We start from the raw sequence: 21,964 nt of genomic DNA on the forward strand, positions 1-21,964 counted from the left end.
TGGTATTACTTTTTCAGGAAAATGTGCCAAAATAGCACCAAAAAAATAGTTTTAAACCTTTTTCAAGCTGGTTTTTTTCGAAAACAGAATGTATAAGATGGTGAAAATCACCAGAATATGCAGGTAATAAGATTTGAAAACCAAGTCGGTATACTGAATCTGGAATTTGCTTAAAGAAATTAAAATCAAGATTTGCGCGCCGTACGGAATTAAACCCTGGATATAGCAGGAAAAAATATCCAGTACGGAAGCTGAAGTTTTCGGTGAAAGTTCATATTTATCGGTGATTTCTTTCGCAATTTTTCCGGAAATTAAAATCGAAATGGTGTTGTTGGCGACGCAGAGATTTGCAGAACTCACCAAACCGCCGATGCCGAGCAGCGCGGTTTTCTTTGAAGAAATAATCTTGCTGATTTTATTCAGAAGGAAATTAATTCCGCCGTAATGTTCCACCAAAGCCGCCAGACCGCCCGTGAGTAGCGAAAGAAAGAAAATTTCGGTCATGCTGGTGAAACCTTCGTAGCTGAGTTTTGAAAAACCCATCACATCGAATTTTCCTAAAAAAATGCCCAAAACACCGGAAAAAATTATCCCGGCAAATAAGGTCACGAAAACGTTTACACCGATCACCGCTAAAACAATTACCAGCAAATACGGCACAATCAGAAATGCGTTGATTTCACCACTTGGCTGAAAAACCGTCGCCTGAGTTTCGGAATTTAATCCGATGACAAGCAAGATAATCAAACTGAGCACCGCGGCAGGAATTGCAATTTTCGAGTTTTCCCGAAATTTATCTTTCATTTCACAGCCCAAACTTTGTGTCGCGGCAATTGTTGTATCAGAAATAATCGAAAGGTTATCGCCAAACATCGAACCGGTAAGCAGCGCAGCACCGATTAAACCCAGCGGCAAATTGCTTTTTTCCGCGAGATCGATGACGATGGGCGCGAGGGTTACAATTGAACCAACCGAAGTTCCCGAAGCGAAAGACAGAAAACAAGCGATTACAAAAATGCCCGCCGGAAAATAATCCGGTGAAAGGTAGGTAAGTCCGAGATTTACAATCGCGTCAACACTTCCCGAAGCTTTCGAAACTGTAGCAAAAGCGCCCGCCAAAAGGTAAATAATGCACATGGTGAGGATTTTCCCGTCGCCGCAGCCTTTCAGAAAAATATCGGTTTTATCGTGGATTTTTCCTTTAAAAATGATAAACGCCGCCGCAATGCCAACCATCGCCGCAATCGGTGACGGAAAGGCGTAAAAATCATTGTTATAAATACCGAAACCGAGGAAACACGCCACAAAAATAAGCAGCGGTAAAATAGAAATAAAAGAAGCGTTTTTCATTAAAAAATTAAAAAGTTGCAGGTAAAAATTGGTAGTGATTATCGGCAAATTTCGCAAAAATATGTTGTATTCCGTTGCTTAAAATAATTTCTTCCGCGCCGATGATGGAATTGTAGCGCGCGGTTTGCTCAAAAGTTTTTTCGGTCAGCTTGATGTGCGGTGCTTTGCATTCCACTAAAATCTTCGCAACTGTTTTTTCAGTGACGAGCAAATCAATTCTTTTCGTAGTTCCGTTTAAAACCAGCTTTTTTTCCAGAATTAATGAAGATAAATTTCTGCCTTTAATGATGTGGAAATAATGCAGCCAATGTTGTCGTACCCATTCTTCCGGCGTGAGCAGAAGCCAGGATTTGCGCGCCAAATCATAAATAAAAAACTTATCTTTGTCTGTCCTGATTTCAAGGTCAAAGGTGTTTTCAAAATTCAGTTTCGGCAGGTTCATTTATGAAAGAATTAGATTTAATCCTCAAAAATATCAAAAATAAAGAGCTTTTGCCGATTTATTTTTTTCATGGTGAAGAACCTTTTTTCATAGATGTTGCCCTGAAAGCTTTTGAAAATGAAGTACTTTCTGAAGATGAAAAAGCCTTTAACCAAACCGTTGTTTACGGCAAAGACACCACTTTCAGCGAAGTGCTTTCCCTTGCGCGCCAATTCCCGATGATGGGCGACAAGCAGGTGATTATATTAAAGGAAGCGCAGGAAATAAAACTCACCGAAAACGAAGCCACCGCCTTAAAATTATACAGCGAAAATCCAGTAGAATCCACACTTTTGGTGATAGGTTACAAATACAAAAAGGTGGATTCGCGCAAAGCTTTTACGAAAGTGCTGGGCAAGAAAAATATGCTGTTTTTAAGTGAAAAAATTAAAGATTACAATATTCCGAAATGGATTGAAACGGAATTAAGGACTTTAAACCTGAAATCAAAACCGAACATTCCCATGTTGCTGTCACAATATTTGGGCACCGATCTTTCGCGGATTTCAAACGAGCTGCAGAAGCTGAAGATGATTCTGAAAAACGGCGAAATTTTGGACGAAAAAACCATCGAAACGCATATCGGCATCAGCAAAGATTTCAATATTTTTGAGCTCATTAAATCTTTAGGTAAAAAAGATGCGGTACAATCGTATAAAATCGCGCATTTTCTGGGGAAATCGCCGAAGCAGAATCCATTTCCTATGATGATGGGAAATCTCTATAATTTCTTTTCGAACCTCATTATTTTTCACACCATGAAAGGCGAAGCGCCGCAAAATCAAGCCGCAGTGATGGGAATAAATCCGTATTTCATCAAGGATTTTGGTGAAGCTGCACGGTTTTACAACCTGAAAAGCGCCACGCGTATTATTTCGGTTCTGCGCGAAATGGATTTGAAAAGCAAAGGTTTAGGCGCTGTCAACATGACAGAAAATGAACTGCTGAAAGAACTGGTTTACAAAATTCTGCACGTGGACCAATACAAGGTGAAATTGTAGTAAAGTATTTTTCGGGCGACTTTATCCGCGCTCCGTTCCCGCTTTTTTGCTCCGCTTCGCTCCGCAAAAGAGCTCCACTCAGCTCGGGTCGCAAAGCCGTCTTTTTTAAAAATATCGGCATAAAACGACAAATTTTTCAGTTTTAGGAAAAGCCGCAATTTTTTAATCATTGAAAAAATTCATCGGTAAATAATTCGGTAACCGAAAATAAATCACGATTTTTGAAACTTTAAAAATTCGACCTCAACCTTAACTTTTATTAATGGAAGAAAATATTTTAGATTGCGTAATTGTAGGTTCCGGACCTTCCGGTTTTACCGCGGCAATTTACGCTGCACGCGCAGATTTAAAACCTCAATTATACACCGGTCTCGAACCTGGCGGCCAGCTTACTACAACCACCGAAGTGGATAATTTCCCAGGCTACGCCGATGGCGTTACCGGTCCGCAAATGATGATGGACCTGCAAAAACAGGCTGAAAGATTCGACACCAAAGTTATCTACGAAATGATTACCAAAGCTGAATTTTCTACTGAGGTTGGCGGCGTACACAAACTTTGGGCAGGTAAAAAAGAAATTCTGGCACGAACTGTAATTATTTCTACCGGCGCAACCGCGAAATATTTGGGTTTAGATGACGAAAAAAAATATTCCGGCGGCGGAGTTTCTGCCTGTGCAACCTGCGACGGATTTTTCTACAAAGGGAAAGACGTCATCGTAGTAGGTGCCGGCGATACCGCAGCCGAAGAAGCAACTTATCTGGCAAAACTTACAAATAAAGTGACTCTTTTGGTTCGTAAAGACCATTTCCGCGCTTCAAAAGCGATGATTCACCGCGTGAGCAACACCCCAAATATCGAAGTGAAATTCAACCACGAACTCATCGGAATTCAAGGTGAAAATAATTTGGTAGAAAGGGGAGTGGTGATCAATAATCTTACTCAGGAAAAATCTACGATTGATGTTCACGGAATTTTTATCGCGATCGGTCACAAACCGAACACCGAAATTTTCGCGGGGCAAATCAACCTCGACGAAAATGGTTACATCAATACCATTCCGGGCACTACTTTAACCAATCTTCCTGGCGTTTTTGCGGCAGGCGATGTGCAGGACAGTCATTATCGTCAGGCGATTACAGCGGCAGGAAGCGGCTGTATGGCGGCGATGGATGCTGAGAAATATTTAGCAGGTCTGGAATAAATTTTAGCCGGTAAAAGCATGAAAAACCTATTTTATATATTCATAGGTGGCGGATTAGGAAGCGTTTTGCGCTTCCTAATTTCGAATTATACCCAAAAGCTGGGGAATTTCAACTCATTTCCGCTCGGAACATTTGTGGTAAATATCGTCGGGTGTTTTTTAATCGGTGTTCTAGCTTCTTATTTTCTGAAAGTTGACAATTACCTCAAATTTCTTTTGATTACCGGTTTTTGTGGTGGTTTTACCACATTTTCTGCTTTTTCTGCTGAGAATTATTCTTTATGGCAAAGCGGAAATTATTCGATGCTGCTGATCTATATTTTTGTGAGTGTGGCGTTGGGATTATTGGCGGTTTTCCTGGGTTTTCAGGTAGCTAAAAATTAATTTTTCCTTTGACGGTGAGGTGTTTACCACTTTTTTCAATAAAAAATTTGGTCACAAGGGAAAAGCTAATTATATTTGCACCACTGAAAATGAGAAATCACTTTCACTGGAGGAATGGCAGAGTGGTCGATTGCGGCAGTCTTGAAAACTGTTGACTGTAACAGGTCCTGGGGTTCGAATCCCTATTCCTCCGCTGGTTGAGAAACTAGAATACATCAAAAGCCTTTAAATACTAGTGTTTAAAGGCTTTTTTGTATTTAAGGAGGTATCAAATAATACCAAATTAATACAAATCAAAAGGGAGTACCGAGGGGAGTACTTGCAAAATGTAACGAGGTACTCACCGCTCTTTTGCAAATTTATTTAGTACATTCCTTGAAAGTTTACGACCAAAATATTGAATCGTACAGCTATCTTTTAAACAACAGAAAAAACATTACGTGCGAAACGCTGATGAACAAGTTTTTAGGTATTGAGGAACGGACGGTAACCTTAATTGAAGCCTTTACAGATCAAACGGCGAGGAGGCAGTACTGAATAAGGTCGGCTGCGTATTATACGAAAAAATGTTCAGGCACTACACCAAAAAGCAATGGGATAAATACCCCGAGGAGCTGCACGCATCAGTACTGGATCGTATTCCAGTTCGTGATAATTTCGATGACCGTTATTTTTCAGACAAGTATCAGGCTCTTCCAAAAGGCGGCTATACTCAACTTTTTGAAAGAATGCTGAATAATCCTAACATAATGGTGTTACTAAATACAGATTATTTTGAGGTGGAGGAGCAGTTGGGTGACTATGACAAACTTTTTTATACAGGTCCGATTGACCGGTTTTTCCGGTTTAAATCTGATTTAACTCAGAAATTAGAATACCGTTCTATTAATTTCGTAACAGAACAACTGGATCAGGAGTATTTTCAGGAAAACTCAGTGGTCAATTATCCCGGACCTGAAGTGGAATATACCAGAATTATAGAATATAAACATTTTGGTAATCAACAGTCAGAGAAAACCTGTATCGTCAAGGAATTTACAGTTGATGAAGGTGAACCTTATTATCCGGTGCCTAACGATAAAAACCAGAAAATTTACGAACAGTATAAGGCAGAAGCAGATAAACTCACCGATGTTTTCTTTGTCGGTCGCCTCGCCAACTATAAGTATTTTAATATGGACCAGGCTTTCAGGAACGCTCTGGACCTGTTTTTTCAACTTGAACGTAAAGATGTTTTGAAACCGGCCAATGTCGCATCAGCGAAATAAGCTATATGGATCTGAAAAGCTCTTTTTCCCTTTCTCCTGTTTAAACTTGTTTTATGATTTTGATTTTTTTAAACTGAAGGCAATTTTACATATTGTTACCAAAGTCGGGAAATGGAGCGGCCACCTCCATTTTTTATCATGTGATGTAAGTCTCTGGTGGCTGTCTTCAAAAAATTTGCCGTCTTAGAGGCCTATTTTTCAATTTTCCCTTTCCCCGAATTTCCCTAAATTCGTTCTTTACACCAAAAAAATGAATGAAAATATTTTAGGTCTCGTCGCCGGCGGCATTACTTCCGTGGCAATGCTGCCCCAACTTCTCAAAGTACTGAAAGAAAAAAATGTAGAAGATATTTCTTTGATGATGATCGCCGTGCTCATAATCGGCCTCTCGCTCTGGGTTTGGTACGGATTTCTGAAAGACGAGCTCCCGATAATTTTGTCCAACGCATTTGCCGTTTTGGTAAATCTTGCTCTTTTAGCGGCATATTTCCGGTACCGCCAGAAATAGTTTTTACTTATTATTTGGGCAGCTTTATCCGCCTTCCACTCCCGCTTTTTTGTTCCGCTGCGCTACGCAAAAAGAGCTCCGTTCAAGTCGGGCTGCAACCTCGCGCCGCAAAAATTCCCCGCTAAAACAGCCAAAATTTCCATTTTAACCAAACAGCTTTGGTGAACTTTATTTCTCAAAAAAGACCTCTGCTTTGTTTTCTTTTGTGGTTAACAAATTTGGTTCAGGCAAAAATTTCCCGCTAAAATCACCAATTTTTTAGTTTTAGCAAAGCGCCGCACTGCACCGCTAAGTAGCAATTCGAAAATCTGAAAATTAAAACATATATTTAGACTTCAAAAAAATAAACATGAAAAAATCCAGCTATTTTATTCTGCCGCTCGCCTTGGCGCTTTTCCAAAGCTGCGCGGTGAATATGTCTTATTCCGGTTCGGCGTTTAAGAAATCCTTCAACTCCATCACCGCCGATGAACTGAAAACTCACCTTTACGTAGTTGCCGGCGACCAAATGGAAGGCCGCGACACGGGAAGTGAAGGCCAGAAGAAAGCCGGCCGCTATCTCATTGGCGAATATCAAAAAATGGATATTTCGCACCCGAAATCGATGACGTCTTTCTATCAGCCGCTTTCCTCTGAAGCTTTGAAAGGCCGTCGTGCCGCTTTGCCGCCGTCTGACAATATTTTGGCTTTTATTGAAGGCACCGAAAAACCTTCGGAAGTTATCGTGATTTCCGCGCATTACGACCACGTGGGAATGAAGAACGGCGAAATCTACAACGGCGCAGATGACGACGGCAGTGGAACAGTGGCGCTTCTGGAACTGGCAGAAGCTTTTCAAATGGCGAAAAAAGCCGGTAACGGTCCGAAACGCTCCATCTTATTTCTTCACGTTACCGGCGAGGAACACGGACTGTTAGGTTCGAAATTTTATGCTGAAAACCCGGTTTTTCCTTTAGCAAATACGGTGGCCGACCTTAACATTGATATGATTGGCAGATGCGATGCAGAAAATTGTGGTAAAGATTACGTGTATGTCATCGGCTCTGATATGCTGAGCACTGAACTCAAAAAAATAAATGAAAAAGCCAATAACGAAACGGTAAAACTGGAACTGAATTACAAATACGACGATCCAAATGATAAAAACCGTTTGTATTATCGTTCAGACCATTATAATTTCGCGAAAAACGGGGTTCCTGTAGCGTTTTATTTTGACGGTATTCACGAAGATTATCATAAACCAAGTGACACGCCAGACAAAATTGATTATCAAGCTTTGCAGAAGCGTGCGCAGCTGGTTTTTGCAACCGCCTGGGAATTGGCAAACAGAAAAGACAGAATTGTCGTAGATAAAAAATAAAAAAACCTTGAAATAACCGGTAAAATCTGGAAAAATTTCCTGCTTTTTACCGGTTTTTTTAAAAATAGCTTCACCGGGAATCGAACCCGGATCTAAAGTTTAGGAAACTCTTGTTCTATCCGTTGAACTATGAAGCTGAAAATATTGCCGCTTAAAGGCGGCTTTTTTTTGCTTTTGCTTAAAATTAAGCATGCTTAAACTTTACCGCAGCCGCCGCGGTGCGAGCTTTTACAGCAGCTTAAAATTTGCTATTGCAGCTTTTCCAGCAAATATTTTCCGGTAAAAGATTGCTTATTTTTCACCAAATCTTCCGGTGTGCCGGCGAAAACAATTTCACCGCCATATTTTCCGGCTTCCGGGCCGATGTCGATAATATAATCGGCGGTTTTTATAATATCCGGCTGATGCTCAATCACAATCACCGAATGTCCGAGTTCTATCAAAGCTTGCAGCGATTTCAGAAGTTTATTGATGTCGTGAAAATGAAGTCCGGTAGAAGGTTCATCAAATATAAACAGCGTTTTATCCGTCGTTACGCCTTTCACCAAAAACGAAGCTAATTTCACGCGCTGCGCTTCACCGCCGGAAAGGGTAGAAGAGCTTTGGCCAAGCTGAAGATAACCGAGACCAACTTCCTGCAGAGGTTTTAATTTGGTAACGATTTTATGTTGATCATTATCGGTGAAAAATTCCAAAGCTTCGTCCACAGTCATGTGCAGCACATCTGAAATATTTTTTTCATCGAATCTGATTTCCAGAATTTCGTTTTTAAAACGCGTGCCATGGCAGGTTTCACATTCAAGATCGATGTCCGCCATAAACTGCATGGAGACGGTGATTACGCCTTCACCTTTGCATTCTTCGCAACGCCCGCCATCTACATTAAAAGAAAAATGTTTTGGCATTAAACCCTGCATTTTTGCGAGTTTTTGCTTCGAAAATAAATCGCGAATGTCGTCGTAAGCTTTTAAATAGGTTACAGGATTCGAGCGCGACGATTTTCCGATCGGATTTTGGTCGATAAGCTCAATATTTTTAATGAGTTTCGGTGGAAATTCTACTGAGTCATAATCACCTTTTTTACCGCCCATTCCGAGCTGAATCTGAATGTCGGTGGTCAGAATTTCTTTCATTAAAGTTGATTTTCCGCTGCCCGAAACTCCCGTAATCACCGCCAGACATTCAAGCGGAATATCTACATCAATATTTTTAAGGTTATTTTGGCGTGCACCTTTAATGTGGATCCATTCTTTAGGTTTGCGGCGCTTTTCCGGGACTTTAATCTCCAGTCTACCGGTCAGATATTTCGAGGTTAAAGTATCAGCATTTTCAAGCTCCGTAAAATCACCGGCAAATACCAAATCGCCGCCTAAAAACCCGGCTTCAGGTCCGATGTCGATGATGTAATCAGCAGCTTTCATCACATCTTCATCATGTTCTACCACAATAACGGTATTTCCCAAATCACGCAGATTTTTCAATACTTCAATTAAATTTTCGGTGTCGCGCGAGTGTAAACCAATCGAAGGCTCATCTAAAATATAAATGGAGCCAACAAGCGAACTTCCCAGCGAAGTCGCAAGGTTAATTCTTTGACTTTCGCCGCCGGACAAGGTGTTTGAAGTTCGGTTGATGGTGAGATATCCCAAACCAACTTTATCTAAAAATTCCAGGCGCGTGGTAATTTCGTACAGCAGTCTTTTCGCAATTTCCGCGTCATGTTTGTTCAGTTTGATGGACTTCATCAACGGTAAAAATTCATCCAAAGGCAGCTCAATCAATGACTGAATGTTGTGTCCGTCGATTTTCACCCATTTTGTTTCTTCGCGCATGCGCAAACCTTCACACGTTGGGCAAAGCGTTTTACCTCGATAGCGAGAAATCATAACGCGGTACTGAATTTTATAGAGATTTTCCTCCAACATTTTAAAAAAACTGTTGATGGACGGAAAACTTCGTGTGTTGTCACCTTTCCAAAGAAAATTTTTCTGCTCTTTAGTCAGCTGGTGATACGGCTTGTGAACCGGAAAATCTTTCGCGGTTTTAATGAAATTCCGTTTCCATTCGCTCATGCTTTCACCTTTCCAGCAGGCAACGGCGTCTTCGAAAATGGATAAATTCTTATTCGGAATCACCAAATCTTCATCAATACCGATGACTTTTCCGTAACCTTCGCATTCCGGACACGCGCCGTAAGGATTATTAAAGCTGAAAAAATGCACGTTTGGCTCCATAAATTCCATTCCGTCGAGCTCGAATTTATTCGAAAATTCGGTAATTTTTCCGGTTTCAATGTTTTTCAGCGAGCAATAACCGTGACCTTCGTAAAACGCCATTTGGATGGAATCTGCCAACCTTTGAAGAAAGCTCTCATCATTTTCGTAGCTGAAACGGTCCAGAACGAGGTGGATTTCCATATCTTTTTCCGGAACGAAACCAAAACTTTCGAGATCTTCAATCCCGGCGACATTTCCATTGACTTCCAATCGTGTAAAACCCGAAAGTTTCAGCGTATTCACCTGTTCGGCAAATTTTGAAACTTCAAAACGCAATGGTGAACGCAGCAGAAAAGTCTGGTTTTCATTACTTTCGATGAAATTAATGACATCGGTAACCGAATCTTTTTTAACCTCATTTCCGGAAACCGGCGAAAAGGTACGTCCGACACGCGCAAAAAGCAATTTCAGATAATCGTAAACTTCCGTGGAAGTTCCGACCGTAGAGCGCGGATTGCTGGAAATTACTTTTTGCTGGATGGCGATGGATGGCGCCAAACCTTTAATATCATCAACTTTTGGCTTTTCCAATTTCCCCAAAAACTGGCGCGCGTAAGAGCTTAAACTTTCTACGTAACGGCGCTGTCCTTCGGCGTAAATGGTGTCGAATGCCAGCGAAGATTTTCCACTTCCCGAAACCCCCGTAATCACGACGAGTTTATTTTTAGGAATCAGAACATCAATGTGTTTCAGATTGTTAAGGTGTGCGTTTTTTACGTACAGGAACTTTTTTATATCGATATCTGCAGGTGCAATCATGTGTTCAATTAAAGCTTACAAAATTACGGATTTTTTGAGAGAAATATTCTGCGGCAAATTTGGAGTTTAAATATATTTTCGCAATCTTTGTTAGACAAATAAAGTAATAATCTCATGAGAAAAATTCTGAATGATTTGATTACACATTTGATGAAAAAAAGGTAAAGGTTAAAAAAGGAAAAAATGCAATGCAGGCGCGTTGCATTTTTTTTGGCTGCAAATTGCCCAATTTTCTGAAATTGAAATTAATCTAAAAATAGTTGTTTTATTGTCATATTCTTAAATATATTTGCCGTCGAAAATTATAAAAAGCAGCATTATTAAAGATAATATGGATTTTTATAAAATTAAAAAATTTGCATAAATAACGGCAAAAAAATTTCTATATGAAAAAAATAACACCAACTGTTTTAGCCTTTTTTACCGTTTTTGGAATATCAGCACAGGAAAAAGAAAGCAAAATTGAACAAGTTACCGTGCAGGGAAAATTTCTGGAGCTTCCGGTGCAGAAGGTGAATGAAAACATCACCGTAATTTTAAAAGCTGAAATCAGCGCGTCGCCCGCAAAAAGCGTGGAAGAACTATTAGCTACAGTTACCGGTTTTGATATCCGCCGCCGTGGTGGAAATGGTGTGCAGGCTGATGTTTCGCTGCGCGGAAGCAGTTTTGAGCAGGTTTTGATTTTGGTGAATGGAATCAGGATTAATGATTCGCAGACCGGTCATAATTCCATGAGTTTGCCCTTTGATATTTCCGCTGTTGACAAAATTGAAGTCATAAAAGGTCCGGCAGCACGGCGTTTTGGTCAGAATGCTTATGCAGGCGTCATTAATATTATTACAAAACCCAGCTCCGAAGATGTGGTAAATATTTCCGGGAGCGGCGGCGATTTCGAAACGTACAGTTTAGGACTGGGCGCGCAGTTCGGGAACGAAAAATTTTCGAATCTTTTTCAGGCAAATACTTCGTCTTCCGAAGGTTACCGTCATAACACCGATTATAAAATTAACCAGCTTTTTTACCAGAATCAATACCAAATCTCGAACGGAAAACTGAAATTTCAAGCGGGATTTCAGGAGAAAAAGTTCGGTGCTAATGGCTTTTATGCGTCACCTGCTGCGACCGAACAATATGAAGAAACTCAGGCTTCTTTGGTAAGTTTTGGTGTGGAGAAAAAGTACGAGCGCTTTAATTTAAATTCAAATTTATACTGGCGCAGAGGGCAGGATCTATATCTGTTCAACCGTGCAAAACCGGAGATTTACCGCAATATGCACGTCGGAAATAATGTTGGTGCAGAAGTTAACGGCAGTTTTACTTCAACTTTAGGTACAACTGGTGTGGGCGTGGAATTGCGGAAGGAATTTTTATCAAGTAATAATCTAGGGGACCGTGAAAGGTTTTTAACACAGGTTTTCTTTGAACATCACTTTTCGTTATTTCAGGAAAAAATGCAGATTTCACCGGGAATTTCCTGGGCGAATTATGCTGGCGTCGGCGATTTTTTCTATCCAGGTCTGGATGTCGGATTTGACATTGATGAAAACAACAAAATCTACGGAAATATCGCCAAAGTTAACCGCATCCCAACTTTCACTGATTTGTATTACGTAAGCAAAACCGAGAAAGGAAATCCGGATTTAAAACCTGAAAATGCGCTTTCCACTGAAATCGGTTACCGTTATCAGAAGAAAAATTTTCTGGGCAAGATGAGCCTTTTTTCGCGAAATTCTGAAAACTCCATCGATTGGATAAAAGAAAGTGCTGATGATATTTGGCGCGCGGAAAACATCGGAGCGATTAATACCAAAGGTTTTGAAGTTGAAATTAATCACCGTTTTGAAGGTGTTTTCGCCGGTTATTCGTTGGGTTACACGTACATCGACAGCGAGCTGAAAAATCCACAGAATTTAATTTCGCGTTATGTTTTGGAAAATTTAAAACATCAATTTGTAGCAAAACTGGAAAACCGGGTCTTAAAAAATTTTACAAATCAGCTAGTTTACCGCTATAACGAAAGGGTGACGACCGGAAGTTATCAGCTGCTTGATGAGAAATTCAGTTATGATTTTAAAAATTTAAACCTGTATATTTTAATTAATAATATCACAAATACCAGATATACCGAGACTTTTGGTGTGCCGATGCCGGGCCGCTGGTTTCATGTTGGTTTCACGTATAAATTAGCACTTTAGATAAAAGCAAAAAAAATGCTAATTTTACAGGTAAAATTTACTGAATGTCAAAACGAGTTCTTTTTTTACTCAGTTTCTTAATATTTCTCAGTGTTTCTGCCCAGAAAGAACATATTTCGAGCTTTAACGTTATTACCATTGACTATAAAATCAATGATAAATGGTATTCGTATGTTGAAGGTCAGCTTCGCGGTATCGAAGATTTTTCTTATCCGGACTATTACGAGCTGAAAGGTGGAGTAGGTTATAAAATCACGCCGAACAACAAATTTTTGGTGGGAATTGGGCGCTACGGCAATTACACAAACCGTTCTTTTGTGAAGGAAGAATTCCGCATTTGGCTGCAGGATATTCAGGATTTGCATTCTGGAAGATTTAAATTTGAAAATCGCGTAAGAGCAGAAAAAAGCTGGTTTTATGAACCAAAAAAAGATGCGACTTCGGACCGGATCCGGCTGCGTTACCGCCTGAATATTTCGGCGCCGCTGAACAGCAAAACTGTAGAACCGGGAACCATTTCCGCCAATGTTTACGATGAAGTTTTCTTCATACCGGCTGATGAAGTTTGGTTTGCACGGAACCGCGTTTTCAGTGGTTTGAGTTACCAGATTGATGACGTTTTTGCGTTGTCTGGCGGCTACCTTTGGCAAAGAGAATTTTCATCAAAAGGCAATAGAAATCTGCACTTTCTCTACCTCGCCTTATCGGTAGATATCGATCCATCAACCTGGAAAAAAAATGATTTGCAAACCGCAGATTAATGTTAGTATCTTTTTAGGACTTCAACTTTTTAGGCGCCGTAATGTTGCATTTTTTCGGGGTTTATTTTATATATTTGTGAAATTAATAATAATTGAGTTTTATGAAATTTATTGTTTCCAGTAGTGAATTGCAAAAAGCCTTGCAAACCGTAAGCGGCGTTATTTCGAACTCGCAGTCGCGGCCTATTCTTGAGAACTTTTTATTTGAAATCGAAAAAGATGTTCTTAAAGTTACGGCTTCGGACGGAGAGACAACTTTGATAACTTCACTTGATGTAAAATCTGACGCGGAAGGAAAAATTGCCGTTCCAGCCAAGATTTTTCAGGAATTTGTAAAAACCTACGGGGAACAGCCACTTACACTTTCGATTAAAGATTCGGAAGACGGAAACGGAAAATTGCTCGAAATTTTAGACGAAAAAGATAATTTCGCGGTAGCGCTGGACCACGCTGAAGATTATCCAGAAATTCCGGAATTTGATGCTTCACAGAAAGTGACGATTTCTGCAGGAATTTTATCCGAAGCTTTAAGCAACACATTGTTCGCAACAAGTAATGATTCTCTGCGTCCGGTAATGACAGGCGTACTTTTCCAGTTTAAAGAAGATGAAACCAATTTTGTTTCTACAGATTCTCACCGTTTGGTGGTTTATAAAAGAACCGATTTAATCAACGCGGAGCCGGTAGAATTCATTATGCCGAAAAAACCGCTGTCGATTTTCAAAAGCATTCTGGCGTCTTCCAGCGAAGATGTTGCGATTGAATTTAATGAAAATATGGCAAAATTCACTTTCGGAAATAATATCTGGATTTGCCGTCTAATCGATGGAAAATACCCGAATTATTCTGCGGTAATTCCGAAAGAAAATCCGAATGTTTTAACCATCAACCGTAATTTATTATTAAGCTCAATCAGAAGAGCTTCGATTATGTCGAATAAATCTACGAATCAGGTTCGTTTCAAACTTTCCGGAAATATTCTGCACCTTCATGCAGAGGACACCGAATTTGCGAACAAAGCAGATATGCAGATTCCGTGTGATTACAATGGTGAAGATATTAATATCGGTTTTAGCTCGAAATTTTTGACCGAAATGTTGTCGGTTTTATCTGCAGACGACATTACCATGAAAATGTCGCAGCCGAACCGCCCGGGAATTATCGAACCGGTAGACGGTCTGGAAGACGAAGAAAAAATCCTGATGCTTTCCATGCCTGTCATTGGAATGTAAAATTTACAAATCAATATTTTTAAAATATACCGATTGAGATTCAATATTTTTGAATCTCAATTTTTTTTTAACCTTCAGAATCACGATATTTGCCACTTTCTTATTTCAAAATTTTAGTTGAAATCTGAATTATAATTTACAATTTACAACAGCAATGAAAATCTCTAATAACTGGCTTAAAGACTATATTTCTACGGATCTGAAAACCGAAAAAATTGGTGAATATCTTACCGACATCGGTTTGGAAGTGGAAGGAATTGAACAGTTCGAGTCTGTAAAAGGCAGTTTGCAAGGTATTGTCGTTGGCAAAGTTTTAACCTGCGAAAAGCATCCGAATGCTGATAAATTAAAGGTAACTACTGTTGACATCGGTTCTGGAACACCGTTGCATATCGTGTGTGGCGCACCGAATGTTGCTGCCGGACAAACCGTTCCAGTTGCCACCGTTGGAACTACAATTTACAAAGGCGGTGAAAAACTGGTGATGAAAGAAGCCAAAATCCGTGGTGAAAAATCTCAGGGAATGATCTGTGCTGAAGACGAGTTGGGTTTAAGCGACGATCATGGCGGAATTATGATTTTGGATGAAACAAAATATGAAATCGGAAAAAATTTCGCTGATTATTTTGAACTGAATAATGACGCGGTGTACGAAATCGGGCTTACCCCAAACAGAACCGACGCGATGTCGCATTACGGAGTTGCGCGTGATCTGAACGCTTATTTATCTACACATCAGATAGCTTCTGATTTCCATAAAGTTGCTGAAAAACCTTTGGTAAGCGAAGGAAATCATTCCTTTAAAATTGAAATAGAAAATACCGATTTAGCACCGAAATATTTAGGTGCAATCATCGAAAATGTGAAAGTTGAGACTTCACCGGATTGGTTGAAAACGCGTTTGCAGGCGATTGGTTTAAGCCCGATTAATAATATCGTGGACATCACCAATTATATTCTGCATTCCTTCGGGCAGCCGTTACACGCTTTCGATGCTGATAAAATCAGCGGAAAAAAGGTAAAAGTTGGTGTAAGCGCGGCAGGTACAAAATTCACAACTTTAGATGGAGTGGAGCGCATGCTGAACGGCACCGAAATTATGATTAAAGACGGAAAAGATACACCAATGTGTCTTGCCGGAGTTTTTGGTGGCGCCACGTCTGGCGTTTCAGATTCTACGAAAACCATTTTTCTGGAAAGTGCTTATTTTAATCCGGTTGGCGTTCGGAAAGGTGCAAAATTTCATGCGCTGAATACCGATGCGTCATTCCGCTTTGAACGAGGCGTAGATCCCAATATGACCAAAATTGCTTTATCGCATGCGGTGAAACTCCTTGAAGAAATTGCGGGCGGAAAACTGGTTGGTGAAATTTTGGAAAATTATCCAGCAAAAATTGAAGATCATTATATCATTCTAAGATTTTCAAAAATTGAGCAAATTCTCGGTATAAAAATCCATAAAGAAAAAATTAAAGAAATTTTAAAAGCTTTGGATATCGTTGTTTTAAACGAAATTCAAAACGGGCTGGAAATTTCTGTGCCGCCGTACCGCGCTGATGTTACGCGTGAAATTGATGTGATTGAAGAAATCATGCGGATTTACGGTTATAACAAAATAGATTTTCCACAAAAACTGTCATTTACGCCGGTAAAATTAAGCTTTAACGACCAGGATGCATTGGAAAATTCCTGGGCTCGCACTTTGCAAAGCAACGGTTTTTACGAAGCGATGAACAATTCCCTCACTTCGGTGAAAGATGAAACCAACGCGGTGAAAATTTTAAATCCTTTAAGCAGCGATTTACAGTTTATGCGAAAATCTTTGCTGGAAGGTCTTTTGCAGAACGCGGATTACAATATCAAAAGGAAAAATCCGAACATTAAGTTTTTCGAACTCGGAAAAGTTTACCACAAAACTGAGAAATATGAAGAGCGCAAGCAGCTTGCGATTTTAGTTTCCGGCAGAAATGCGTCTGAAAACTGGCTTCAGCCAAAATCAGCGACAGATTTTTACCATTTAAAATCTTATGTGAAAATTTTGCTGGATTCGCTGCCGGTAGAACTTGAGGAAAAAGTTCTGGAAGATTCTCGATTTTCCGATGCTGTTGAATTGTCTGTGGGCGGTAAAACTTTAGCACGATTAGGTAAAGTTTCACCAGTATTGCTTAAAGATGCGGACATCGATCAGGAATGTTTTTACGCAGAAATCGAGCTTGAATTAAGTCAGCAACTTCGCGCAAAAACCAATCTGAAATTCAAGGACATTCCTAAATTTAATAAAACGCGGAAAGATTTGGCTTTGTTGGTTGATAAAAATATTTCTTACGCTGATCTGTATAAATCCGCGCGGAAAAATCCATCAAAATATCTAAAAAACATCAATCTTTTTGATGTGTACGAAGGCAAAAATTTACCGGAAGGTAAAAAATCTTACGCGATGAGTTTTGAATTGCTGAATGAAGAAAAAACCCTCGAAGACAAGGATATTTCTGAAGTGATGAATTCTTTAATTAAAACTTTCAAAAAAGAATTTGCCGCCGAACTTCGTTCTTAATTCAAATTTAAAATCTAAAGCATCTTTCACTAGGATGCTTTTTTTGTTGCATTAAAAGCCGTCGTTCTCGCTCACTTCAAGATTATTTGCTTAAATTTGACTTACAAAATTTACACAATGAAAGCATTTCAAAATTTCTCCGCTTTTCAGGTTGTCCGCAATATTTCGCTGGCGGTTGCATTTTCAGCAACAGTTGCGTCCTGTACAACAATGTCTTCTTCAAGATCGAAAGTCGGGACTTCACAGGCTAATATTACCAATACAAAATGGACGTTGGCTGATGACGTAAAAGGTAAAAAACCGACATTGAATATAGAATCAGGAAGAATTACCGGAAATGGCGGCTGTAACAGCTATTTCGGAGATTTGATGCTGGATCCGACGGTTGGAAATTTTTCTACCAAAAATATCGGTTCCACCAAAATGGCGTGCGAAAATATGAGCGTTGAAAGCAACTTTTTCAGCATGTTGGGCGAGACCACAAAGTATGTGGTGAACGGAAATACGCTGGAACTGTATAAAGATAATCTGCTGCTTTTAAAATTTACAAAGCAGTAAATTTTTAAAAAAAAAAGGCAATATAACGGCAAAAAAAAAGGAACTCAAATGAGTTCCTTTTTTTTATTCTTCGTCTTCTTCTTCTTCATCATATTTCGCGAGCTCTTCGTCGCACCATTTGAAGGCAGCTTCTACAACCTTGGTTGCTTCATCAGCTACGGTTTCTTCGTCGTCACCGTCCAGGTCATCGAACCATTCAACTTCTTCTTCCTCAACATTCAATACAAATCTTGGATACTCCGTGTGTACCACAAATAAATCTTCAGGAAAATCTGAATTGTCTGCTAATAAAAATTTTGGTAATTTCATTTTTCTTATGTTTAAAAACTGGTTCAAAGGTAATCATTTTAATTGAAAACATTTTCGCGGAATTTTCGAAAAATTGCCCCGATTAACGCCCAAAAAATGACTGGTAAAATTTGTCTTTCTTATTTCAAAAACATTTTCGAAACCTTTTCTGCTTTTTTGCTTTCGGCGTAATCATAGAAGCCTTCACCCGATTTTACACCGAGTTTTCCGGCCGTCACCATATTTACCAACAAAGGATTCGGCGCATATTTCGGATTTTTAAAGCCGTCGTACATCACATTTAAAATCGCGAGGCAAACATCCAAACCGATAAAATCTGCCAGTTGAAGCGGTCCCATCGGATGAGCCATTCCGAGTTTCATCACCGTATCAATTTCTTCCACGCCAGCAACGCCGTTGTATAAAGTTTCGATGGCTTCATTAATCATCGGCATCAAAATTCTGTTCGCCACAAAACCCGGATAATCGTTCACTTCGGTCGGAGTTTTTCCTAAAGTTTTGCTCATTTCGAAAATTTCCTCGAAAGTTTCTTTGGAAGTAGAGTAGCCTTTGATGATTTCTACGAGTTTCATAATCGGCACCGGATTCATGAAATGCATGCCGATTACTTTTTCCGGTCTTGAAGTTACCGACGCTATTTTGGTGATCGAAATTGATGAAGTATTGGTTGCCAAAATACAGTTTTGCGGCGCGAGTTCATCCATTTGCTTGAAAATTTTAAGTTTCAAATCGATGTTTTCTGTTGCGGCTTCCACAATGAGATCGGCGTCGCCGGCAGCATCTTCCAGCTTGGTAAAAGTAGAAATTTGCCCTAAAGTGCCGGTTTTTTCTTCTTCACTTAAATTTCCTTTTGCGATCATCCGGTCAAGATTTCCGGTGATGGTTTTTAAACCTTTTTGCAAGGCTTCGTCTGAAACATCTACCAGTTTTACCTGAAATCCTTTCTGCGCAAAAGTGTGTGCAATGCCATTTCCCATGGTTCCGGCACCGATAACTACAATATTTTTACTCATATTATTAGGTGATTGAGACTTTTAAGTTTCTCTTAATTATTTTTAAATTTTAGCGGCTTTAACGGCCTTTTTTTTATTTTTGACTAATAGTTTTTAGTGTAGGTTTTTCCCTGAACTAAAAGCTCCGCGGCACTGTCCGAAGTCTTAAATTTCGTTTTAATGTAAGTCCGCGAACCATCAACTCTATTAATGAAAACACCGAAATGCAAATGTGGTCCGCTGGAAAATCCCGTATTTCCGCTTAAACCGATGAGTTGATTTTGCGCCACAGCATCGCCTTTTTTTACCAGCGCACCTTTATATTTCAAATGTACATAATCCGCGAAAGTGCCGTCGCTGTGCATGACGGTTATTTTATTATTGAATTCCACACATTTAAATTCCGGGCAACTCGCCGTGTTATTGTCAACAACGCTGACGACAATTCCGTCGCGGGCGGCTAAAACTTTGTCGCCAATTTTCAAATCAAAATCCAGCGCTGAAGTGTTCTGATGCGAAAATTTGCCGTTATAACCCTGAAAAATTAAATGCGATTCGCCGGTTGGGAAGGGAAGTGAGTATACAAAGTTTTCATCGAAATTTTCCTGTAAAGAATTTCCAAAATTAAACATCGTGGAATACGAAAACTGGTTCGCTTCGTTTGGTTTTAAAGTGGTGAGTTTTGCAATTAAAAATTTTTCGGTTTTCGCCGGAATAACAACGATTGATTTGTTTTCTAAAGTGGATGTAAAATTCTTTAACTTAAAATCAAACTGCGCGGACATTGGCATTACTTCATGATTATCAGCGTAAATAAAAACCTCACGATTGATAATTTCATTATAAAACCTGACGTCCCACTTCTGTTGTGAAAACAGAAAAAAATGGCAAAAAAGCAGGTAAAAAGTGAATAGTTTTTTCATTTAAAAGTCATTGCGAGGAATGAGGCATGAATGACGAAGCAATCATCAGAATTAGCATATTAGCATATTTTCAAATTAACTAATTAATCTTACAATTTCCAGCGCCACTTTCAAAGCTTCGGTGCCGTCTTCAAGCGAAACTTCCACTTTTTTATTTTCAGTGATTGCATCCGCAAAACTTTCAAGTTCATCTAAAATTGCATTATTCGGCTGAATATTGGGATATTCAAAAATAATCTGATTTTTTTCGCCTTCGGCATTTTCGATAATCATATCAAAATCGCTCGGCGTTTCCGGCGCCGGTTTCATACGGATAACTTCAGCTTTTTTCTCCAGAAAATCCACCGATATATATGCGTCCTGCTGGAAAAACCTTGATTTTCGCATCGCTTTCATTGAAATTCTCGAAGTTGTTAAATTCGCTACACAACCATTTTCAAATTCAATTCTCGCATTGCAGATGTCCGGAGACTTTGAAACTACAGAAACGCCGCTGGCGTGTATGTTTTTCACCTTTGATTTTACAATCGACAGCAAAATATCCAGGTCGTGAATCATTAAATCCAAAACCACCGAAACGTCCGTCCCGCGCGGATTAAATTCCGCCAGTCGGTGAATTTCGATGAACATTGGATTTTTAATATAATCTTTAGAACCGATAAACGCAGGATTATATCTTTCCACATGGCCAACCTGCGCGTGAATATTGAATTCGCGGCATTTGTAGAGAATTTCTTCTGCCTGTTTTAAAGTTTGCGTTACAGGTTTTTCGATGAAAAAATGAATTCTTTTTTCAATGGCTTTCATCGCGTAATCGTAATGGTATAAAGTCGGCGTTACAATATCCAGCATTTCAATTTCCGCGAGTAAATCATCGAAATTTTCGAAATAACGGTAACCGAATTCTTTTTCGAGTTTTCTGCCGTTGTCTGCATCCGCGTCATGAAAACCAACCAGGTCATATTTTTCGGATTGCTGCAATAATTTCAGATGGATTTTTCCCAAATGTCCGGCGCCAACTAACCCTGCTTTCAGCATAAATTACTAATTTCGGTAAAGATAAAAAAAGAAGTTAGAAGCTAGAGACCGGAAGGTAGAAAATTCTAAATTCTAAATTCTCTTTTCTAAGTTCTAATTCCTATTTTTGTGAAATGCAGGATTCTTACGTTCACAAAGGAAAACGGAAAATATTGGTGGATTATCTCCGGAATAAAATCGGGATTAATGATGAAAAAGTACTTTCCGCAATTAATATGGTGCCGCGGCATCTTTTTCTGGAAAGCGTTTTCGAGGATTTTGCTTACGAAGATCGCGCTTTTCCCATTTTGGCGCATCAAACCATTTCGCATCCGTCCACCGTTGCGGAACAAACGGCGCTTCTGGAGCTTAAAGAAAAAGAAAAAGTGCTTGAAATCGGTACCGGTTGTGGTTATCAAACCGCGGTATTGGTTGCTTTAAATGCGACGGTTTACACCATCGAAAGACAGAAAGAACTGCATGAATTTGCTCAGAAAAAACTCCGCGAACTGCGTCTGCGACCAAAATTTCAAAGTTTTGGTGACGGTTTTTTAGGTTTGCCCACTTTTGCGCCTTTCGATAAAATTTTGGTTACCTGCGGTGCTGAAGTTTTACCGACGGAGCTATTACACCAGCTTAAAATTGGTGGAAAAATGGTGATTCCGTTAGGAAAAACCGATGAGCAGATTTTAATGCGATTTACCAAAAAATCAGAGCGCGAGTTTGAAAGGGAGGAGTTTGGCGCGTACAAATTTGTTCCAATGCTGAATGATACCAATCATTAAAAAAATACTGACATAGCCCGAAATTTTTTTAAAACCTAAAAATTTGC

At 39.6% G+C, this 21,964-nt stretch carries 20 protein-coding genes and 2 tRNA genes; 14 read left to right on the forward strand and 8 right to left on the reverse strand.

Annotated features, from left to right (window positions below):
• Positions 1-51: 51 nt before the first annotated feature.
• Together OA84_RS06950 and OA84_RS06955 are read right to left on the reverse strand one after the other, a co-directional pair.
• Positions 52-1,350 (reverse strand): Na+/H+ antiporter NhaC family protein, encoded by a 1,299-nt coding sequence (locus tag OA84_RS06950; RefSeq protein WP_039345812.1) that lies wholly within the window; start codon positions 1,348-1,350, stop codon positions 52-54.
• A 7-nt stretch (positions 1,351-1,357) separates the two neighbouring features.
• Positions 1,358-1,792, reverse strand: coding sequence for a type I restriction enzyme HsdR N-terminal domain-containing protein (locus OA84_RS06955; RefSeq protein ID WP_039344131.1), 435 nt, complete (start codon positions 1,790-1,792; stop codon positions 1,358-1,360).
• 2 nt (positions 1,793-1,794) lie between these two features.
• On the opposite strand from OA84_RS06955, the gene holA reads away from it, so the two are divergent.
• The 8 genes from holA to OA84_RS06995 all read left to right on the forward strand — a co-directional run bounded on the left by holA (position 1,795) and on the right by OA84_RS06995 (position 7,556).
• A complete protein-coding gene (gene holA, locus OA84_RS06960) occupies positions 1,795-2,832 on the forward strand; it encodes a DNA polymerase III subunit delta (RefSeq protein ID WP_039344134.1) in 1,038 nt (345 codons plus the stop codon).
• A 262-nt stretch (positions 2,833-3,094) separates the two neighbouring features.
• Positions 3,095-4,036: a thioredoxin-disulfide reductase gene (gene trxB / locus OA84_RS06970; RefSeq protein ID WP_039344137.1), complete on the forward strand. Its 942-nt coding sequence runs from the start codon at positions 3,095-3,097 to the stop codon at positions 4,034-4,036.
• An 18-nt stretch (positions 4,037-4,054) separates the two neighbouring features.
• Positions 4,055-4,420 (forward strand): fluoride efflux transporter CrcB, encoded by a 366-nt coding sequence (gene crcB / locus OA84_RS06975; protein WP_039344139.1) that lies wholly within the window; start codon positions 4,055-4,057, stop codon positions 4,418-4,420.
• Positions 4,421-4,528: 108 nt separating this feature from the next.
• Positions 4,529-4,613, forward strand: a tRNA-Ser gene (locus tag OA84_RS06980).
• A gap of 182 nt (positions 4,614-4,795) precedes the next feature.
• The gene (locus OA84_RS11490) at positions 4,796-4,957 is read left to right on the forward strand and encodes a hypothetical protein (protein ID WP_156965046.1); all 162 of its coding nucleotides are present in this window, start codon (positions 4,796-4,798) and stop codon (positions 4,955-4,957) included.
• Between the two features lie 29 nt (positions 4,958-4,986).
• The gene (locus tag OA84_RS06985) at positions 4,987-5,688 is read left to right on the forward strand and encodes a UDP-galactopyranose mutase (protein ID WP_084060874.1); all 702 of its coding nucleotides are present in this window, start codon (positions 4,987-4,989) and stop codon (positions 5,686-5,688) included.
• Between the two features lie 250 nt (positions 5,689-5,938).
• Positions 5,939-6,196, forward strand: coding sequence for a SemiSWEET transporter (locus OA84_RS06990; protein ID WP_039344141.1), 258 nt, complete (start codon positions 5,939-5,941; stop codon positions 6,194-6,196).
• A gap of 349 nt (positions 6,197-6,545) precedes the next feature.
• Positions 6,546-7,556, forward strand: coding sequence for a M28 family metallopeptidase (locus OA84_RS06995; protein WP_039344143.1), 1,011 nt, complete (start codon positions 6,546-6,548; stop codon positions 7,554-7,556).
• 65 nt (positions 7,557-7,621) lie between these two features.
• On the opposite strand, the gene OA84_RS07000 is transcribed toward OA84_RS06995, so the two are convergent.
• Together OA84_RS07000 and uvrA are read right to left on the reverse strand one after the other, a co-directional pair.
• A tRNA-Arg gene (locus OA84_RS07000) sits at positions 7,622-7,693 on the reverse strand.
• 111 nt (positions 7,694-7,804) lie between these two features.
• Positions 7,805-10,591, reverse strand: a complete 2,787-nt coding sequence (uvrA, locus tag OA84_RS07005) for an excinuclease ABC subunit UvrA (RefSeq protein WP_039344146.1) — start codon at positions 10,589-10,591, stop codon at positions 7,805-7,807.
• 386 nt (positions 10,592-10,977) lie between these two features.
• Here uvrA and OA84_RS07010 point away from each other — a divergent pair, with 386 nt between their 5' ends.
• From OA84_RS07010 to OA84_RS07030, 5 genes are all read left to right on the forward strand, one after another.
• Complete coding sequence (locus OA84_RS07010; protein WP_039344148.1) at positions 10,978-12,786, forward strand: TonB-dependent receptor plug domain-containing protein; 1,809 nt, start codon at positions 10,978-10,980, stop codon at positions 12,784-12,786.
• 44 nt (positions 12,787-12,830) lie between these two features.
• Complete coding sequence (locus OA84_RS07015; protein WP_039344150.1) at positions 12,831-13,547, forward strand: DUF2490 domain-containing protein; 717 nt, start codon at positions 12,831-12,833, stop codon at positions 13,545-13,547.
• 101 nt (positions 13,548-13,648) lie between these two features.
• On the forward strand, positions 13,649-14,779 hold the full coding sequence (dnaN, locus tag OA84_RS07020; protein ID WP_039344152.1) for a DNA polymerase III subunit beta: 1,131 nt from the start codon (positions 13,649-13,651) through the stop codon (positions 14,777-14,779).
• A gap of 154 nt (positions 14,780-14,933) precedes the next feature.
• The gene (gene pheT, locus OA84_RS07025; protein ID WP_039344154.1) at positions 14,934-17,333 is read left to right on the forward strand and encodes a phenylalanine--tRNA ligase subunit beta; all 2,400 of its coding nucleotides are present in this window, start codon (positions 14,934-14,936) and stop codon (positions 17,331-17,333) included.
• Between the two features lie 117 nt (positions 17,334-17,450).
• A complete protein-coding gene (locus OA84_RS07030) occupies positions 17,451-17,891 on the forward strand; it encodes an META domain-containing protein (protein ID WP_052252141.1) in 441 nt (146 codons plus the stop codon).
• Positions 17,892-17,954: 63 nt separating this feature from the next.
• Here OA84_RS07030 and OA84_RS07035 read toward each other — a convergent pair whose 3' ends face one another.
• The 4 genes from OA84_RS07035 to OA84_RS07050 all read right to left on the reverse strand — a co-directional run bounded on the left by OA84_RS07035 (position 17,955) and on the right by OA84_RS07050 (position 21,153).
• Complete coding sequence (locus tag OA84_RS07035; protein WP_039345821.1) at positions 17,955-18,200, reverse strand: hypothetical protein; 246 nt, start codon at positions 18,198-18,200, stop codon at positions 17,955-17,957.
• 119 nt (positions 18,201-18,319) lie between these two features.
• The gene (locus OA84_RS07040) at positions 18,320-19,213 is read right to left on the reverse strand and encodes a 3-hydroxybutyryl-CoA dehydrogenase (protein WP_039344156.1); all 894 of its coding nucleotides are present in this window, start codon (positions 19,211-19,213) and stop codon (positions 18,320-18,322) included.
• Between the two features lie 83 nt (positions 19,214-19,296).
• Complete coding sequence (locus OA84_RS11605) at positions 19,297-20,115, reverse strand: M23 family metallopeptidase (protein WP_052252142.1); 819 nt, start codon at positions 20,113-20,115, stop codon at positions 19,297-19,299.
• A 75-nt stretch (positions 20,116-20,190) separates the two neighbouring features.
• On the reverse strand, positions 20,191-21,153 hold the full coding sequence (locus tag OA84_RS07050; RefSeq protein WP_039344158.1) for a Gfo/Idh/MocA family protein: 963 nt from the start codon (positions 21,151-21,153) through the stop codon (positions 20,191-20,193).
• A gap of 113 nt (positions 21,154-21,266) precedes the next feature.
• Here OA84_RS07050 and OA84_RS07055 point away from each other — a divergent pair, with 113 nt between their 5' ends.
• Positions 21,267-21,917 carry a protein-L-isoaspartate(D-aspartate) O-methyltransferase gene (locus OA84_RS07055; protein ID WP_039344160.1) on the forward strand — a complete coding sequence of 217 codons (651 nt, stop codon included), beginning with the start codon at positions 21,267-21,269 and terminating at the stop codon, positions 21,915-21,917.
• The last annotated feature ends 47 nt before the right edge of the window (positions 21,918-21,964 follow it).

Origin of the sequence: Kaistella solincola, from assembly GCF_000812875.1 — a bacterium.
Lineage (GTDB): Bacteria > Bacteroidota > Bacteroidia > Flavobacteriales > Weeksellaceae > Kaistella > Kaistella solincola.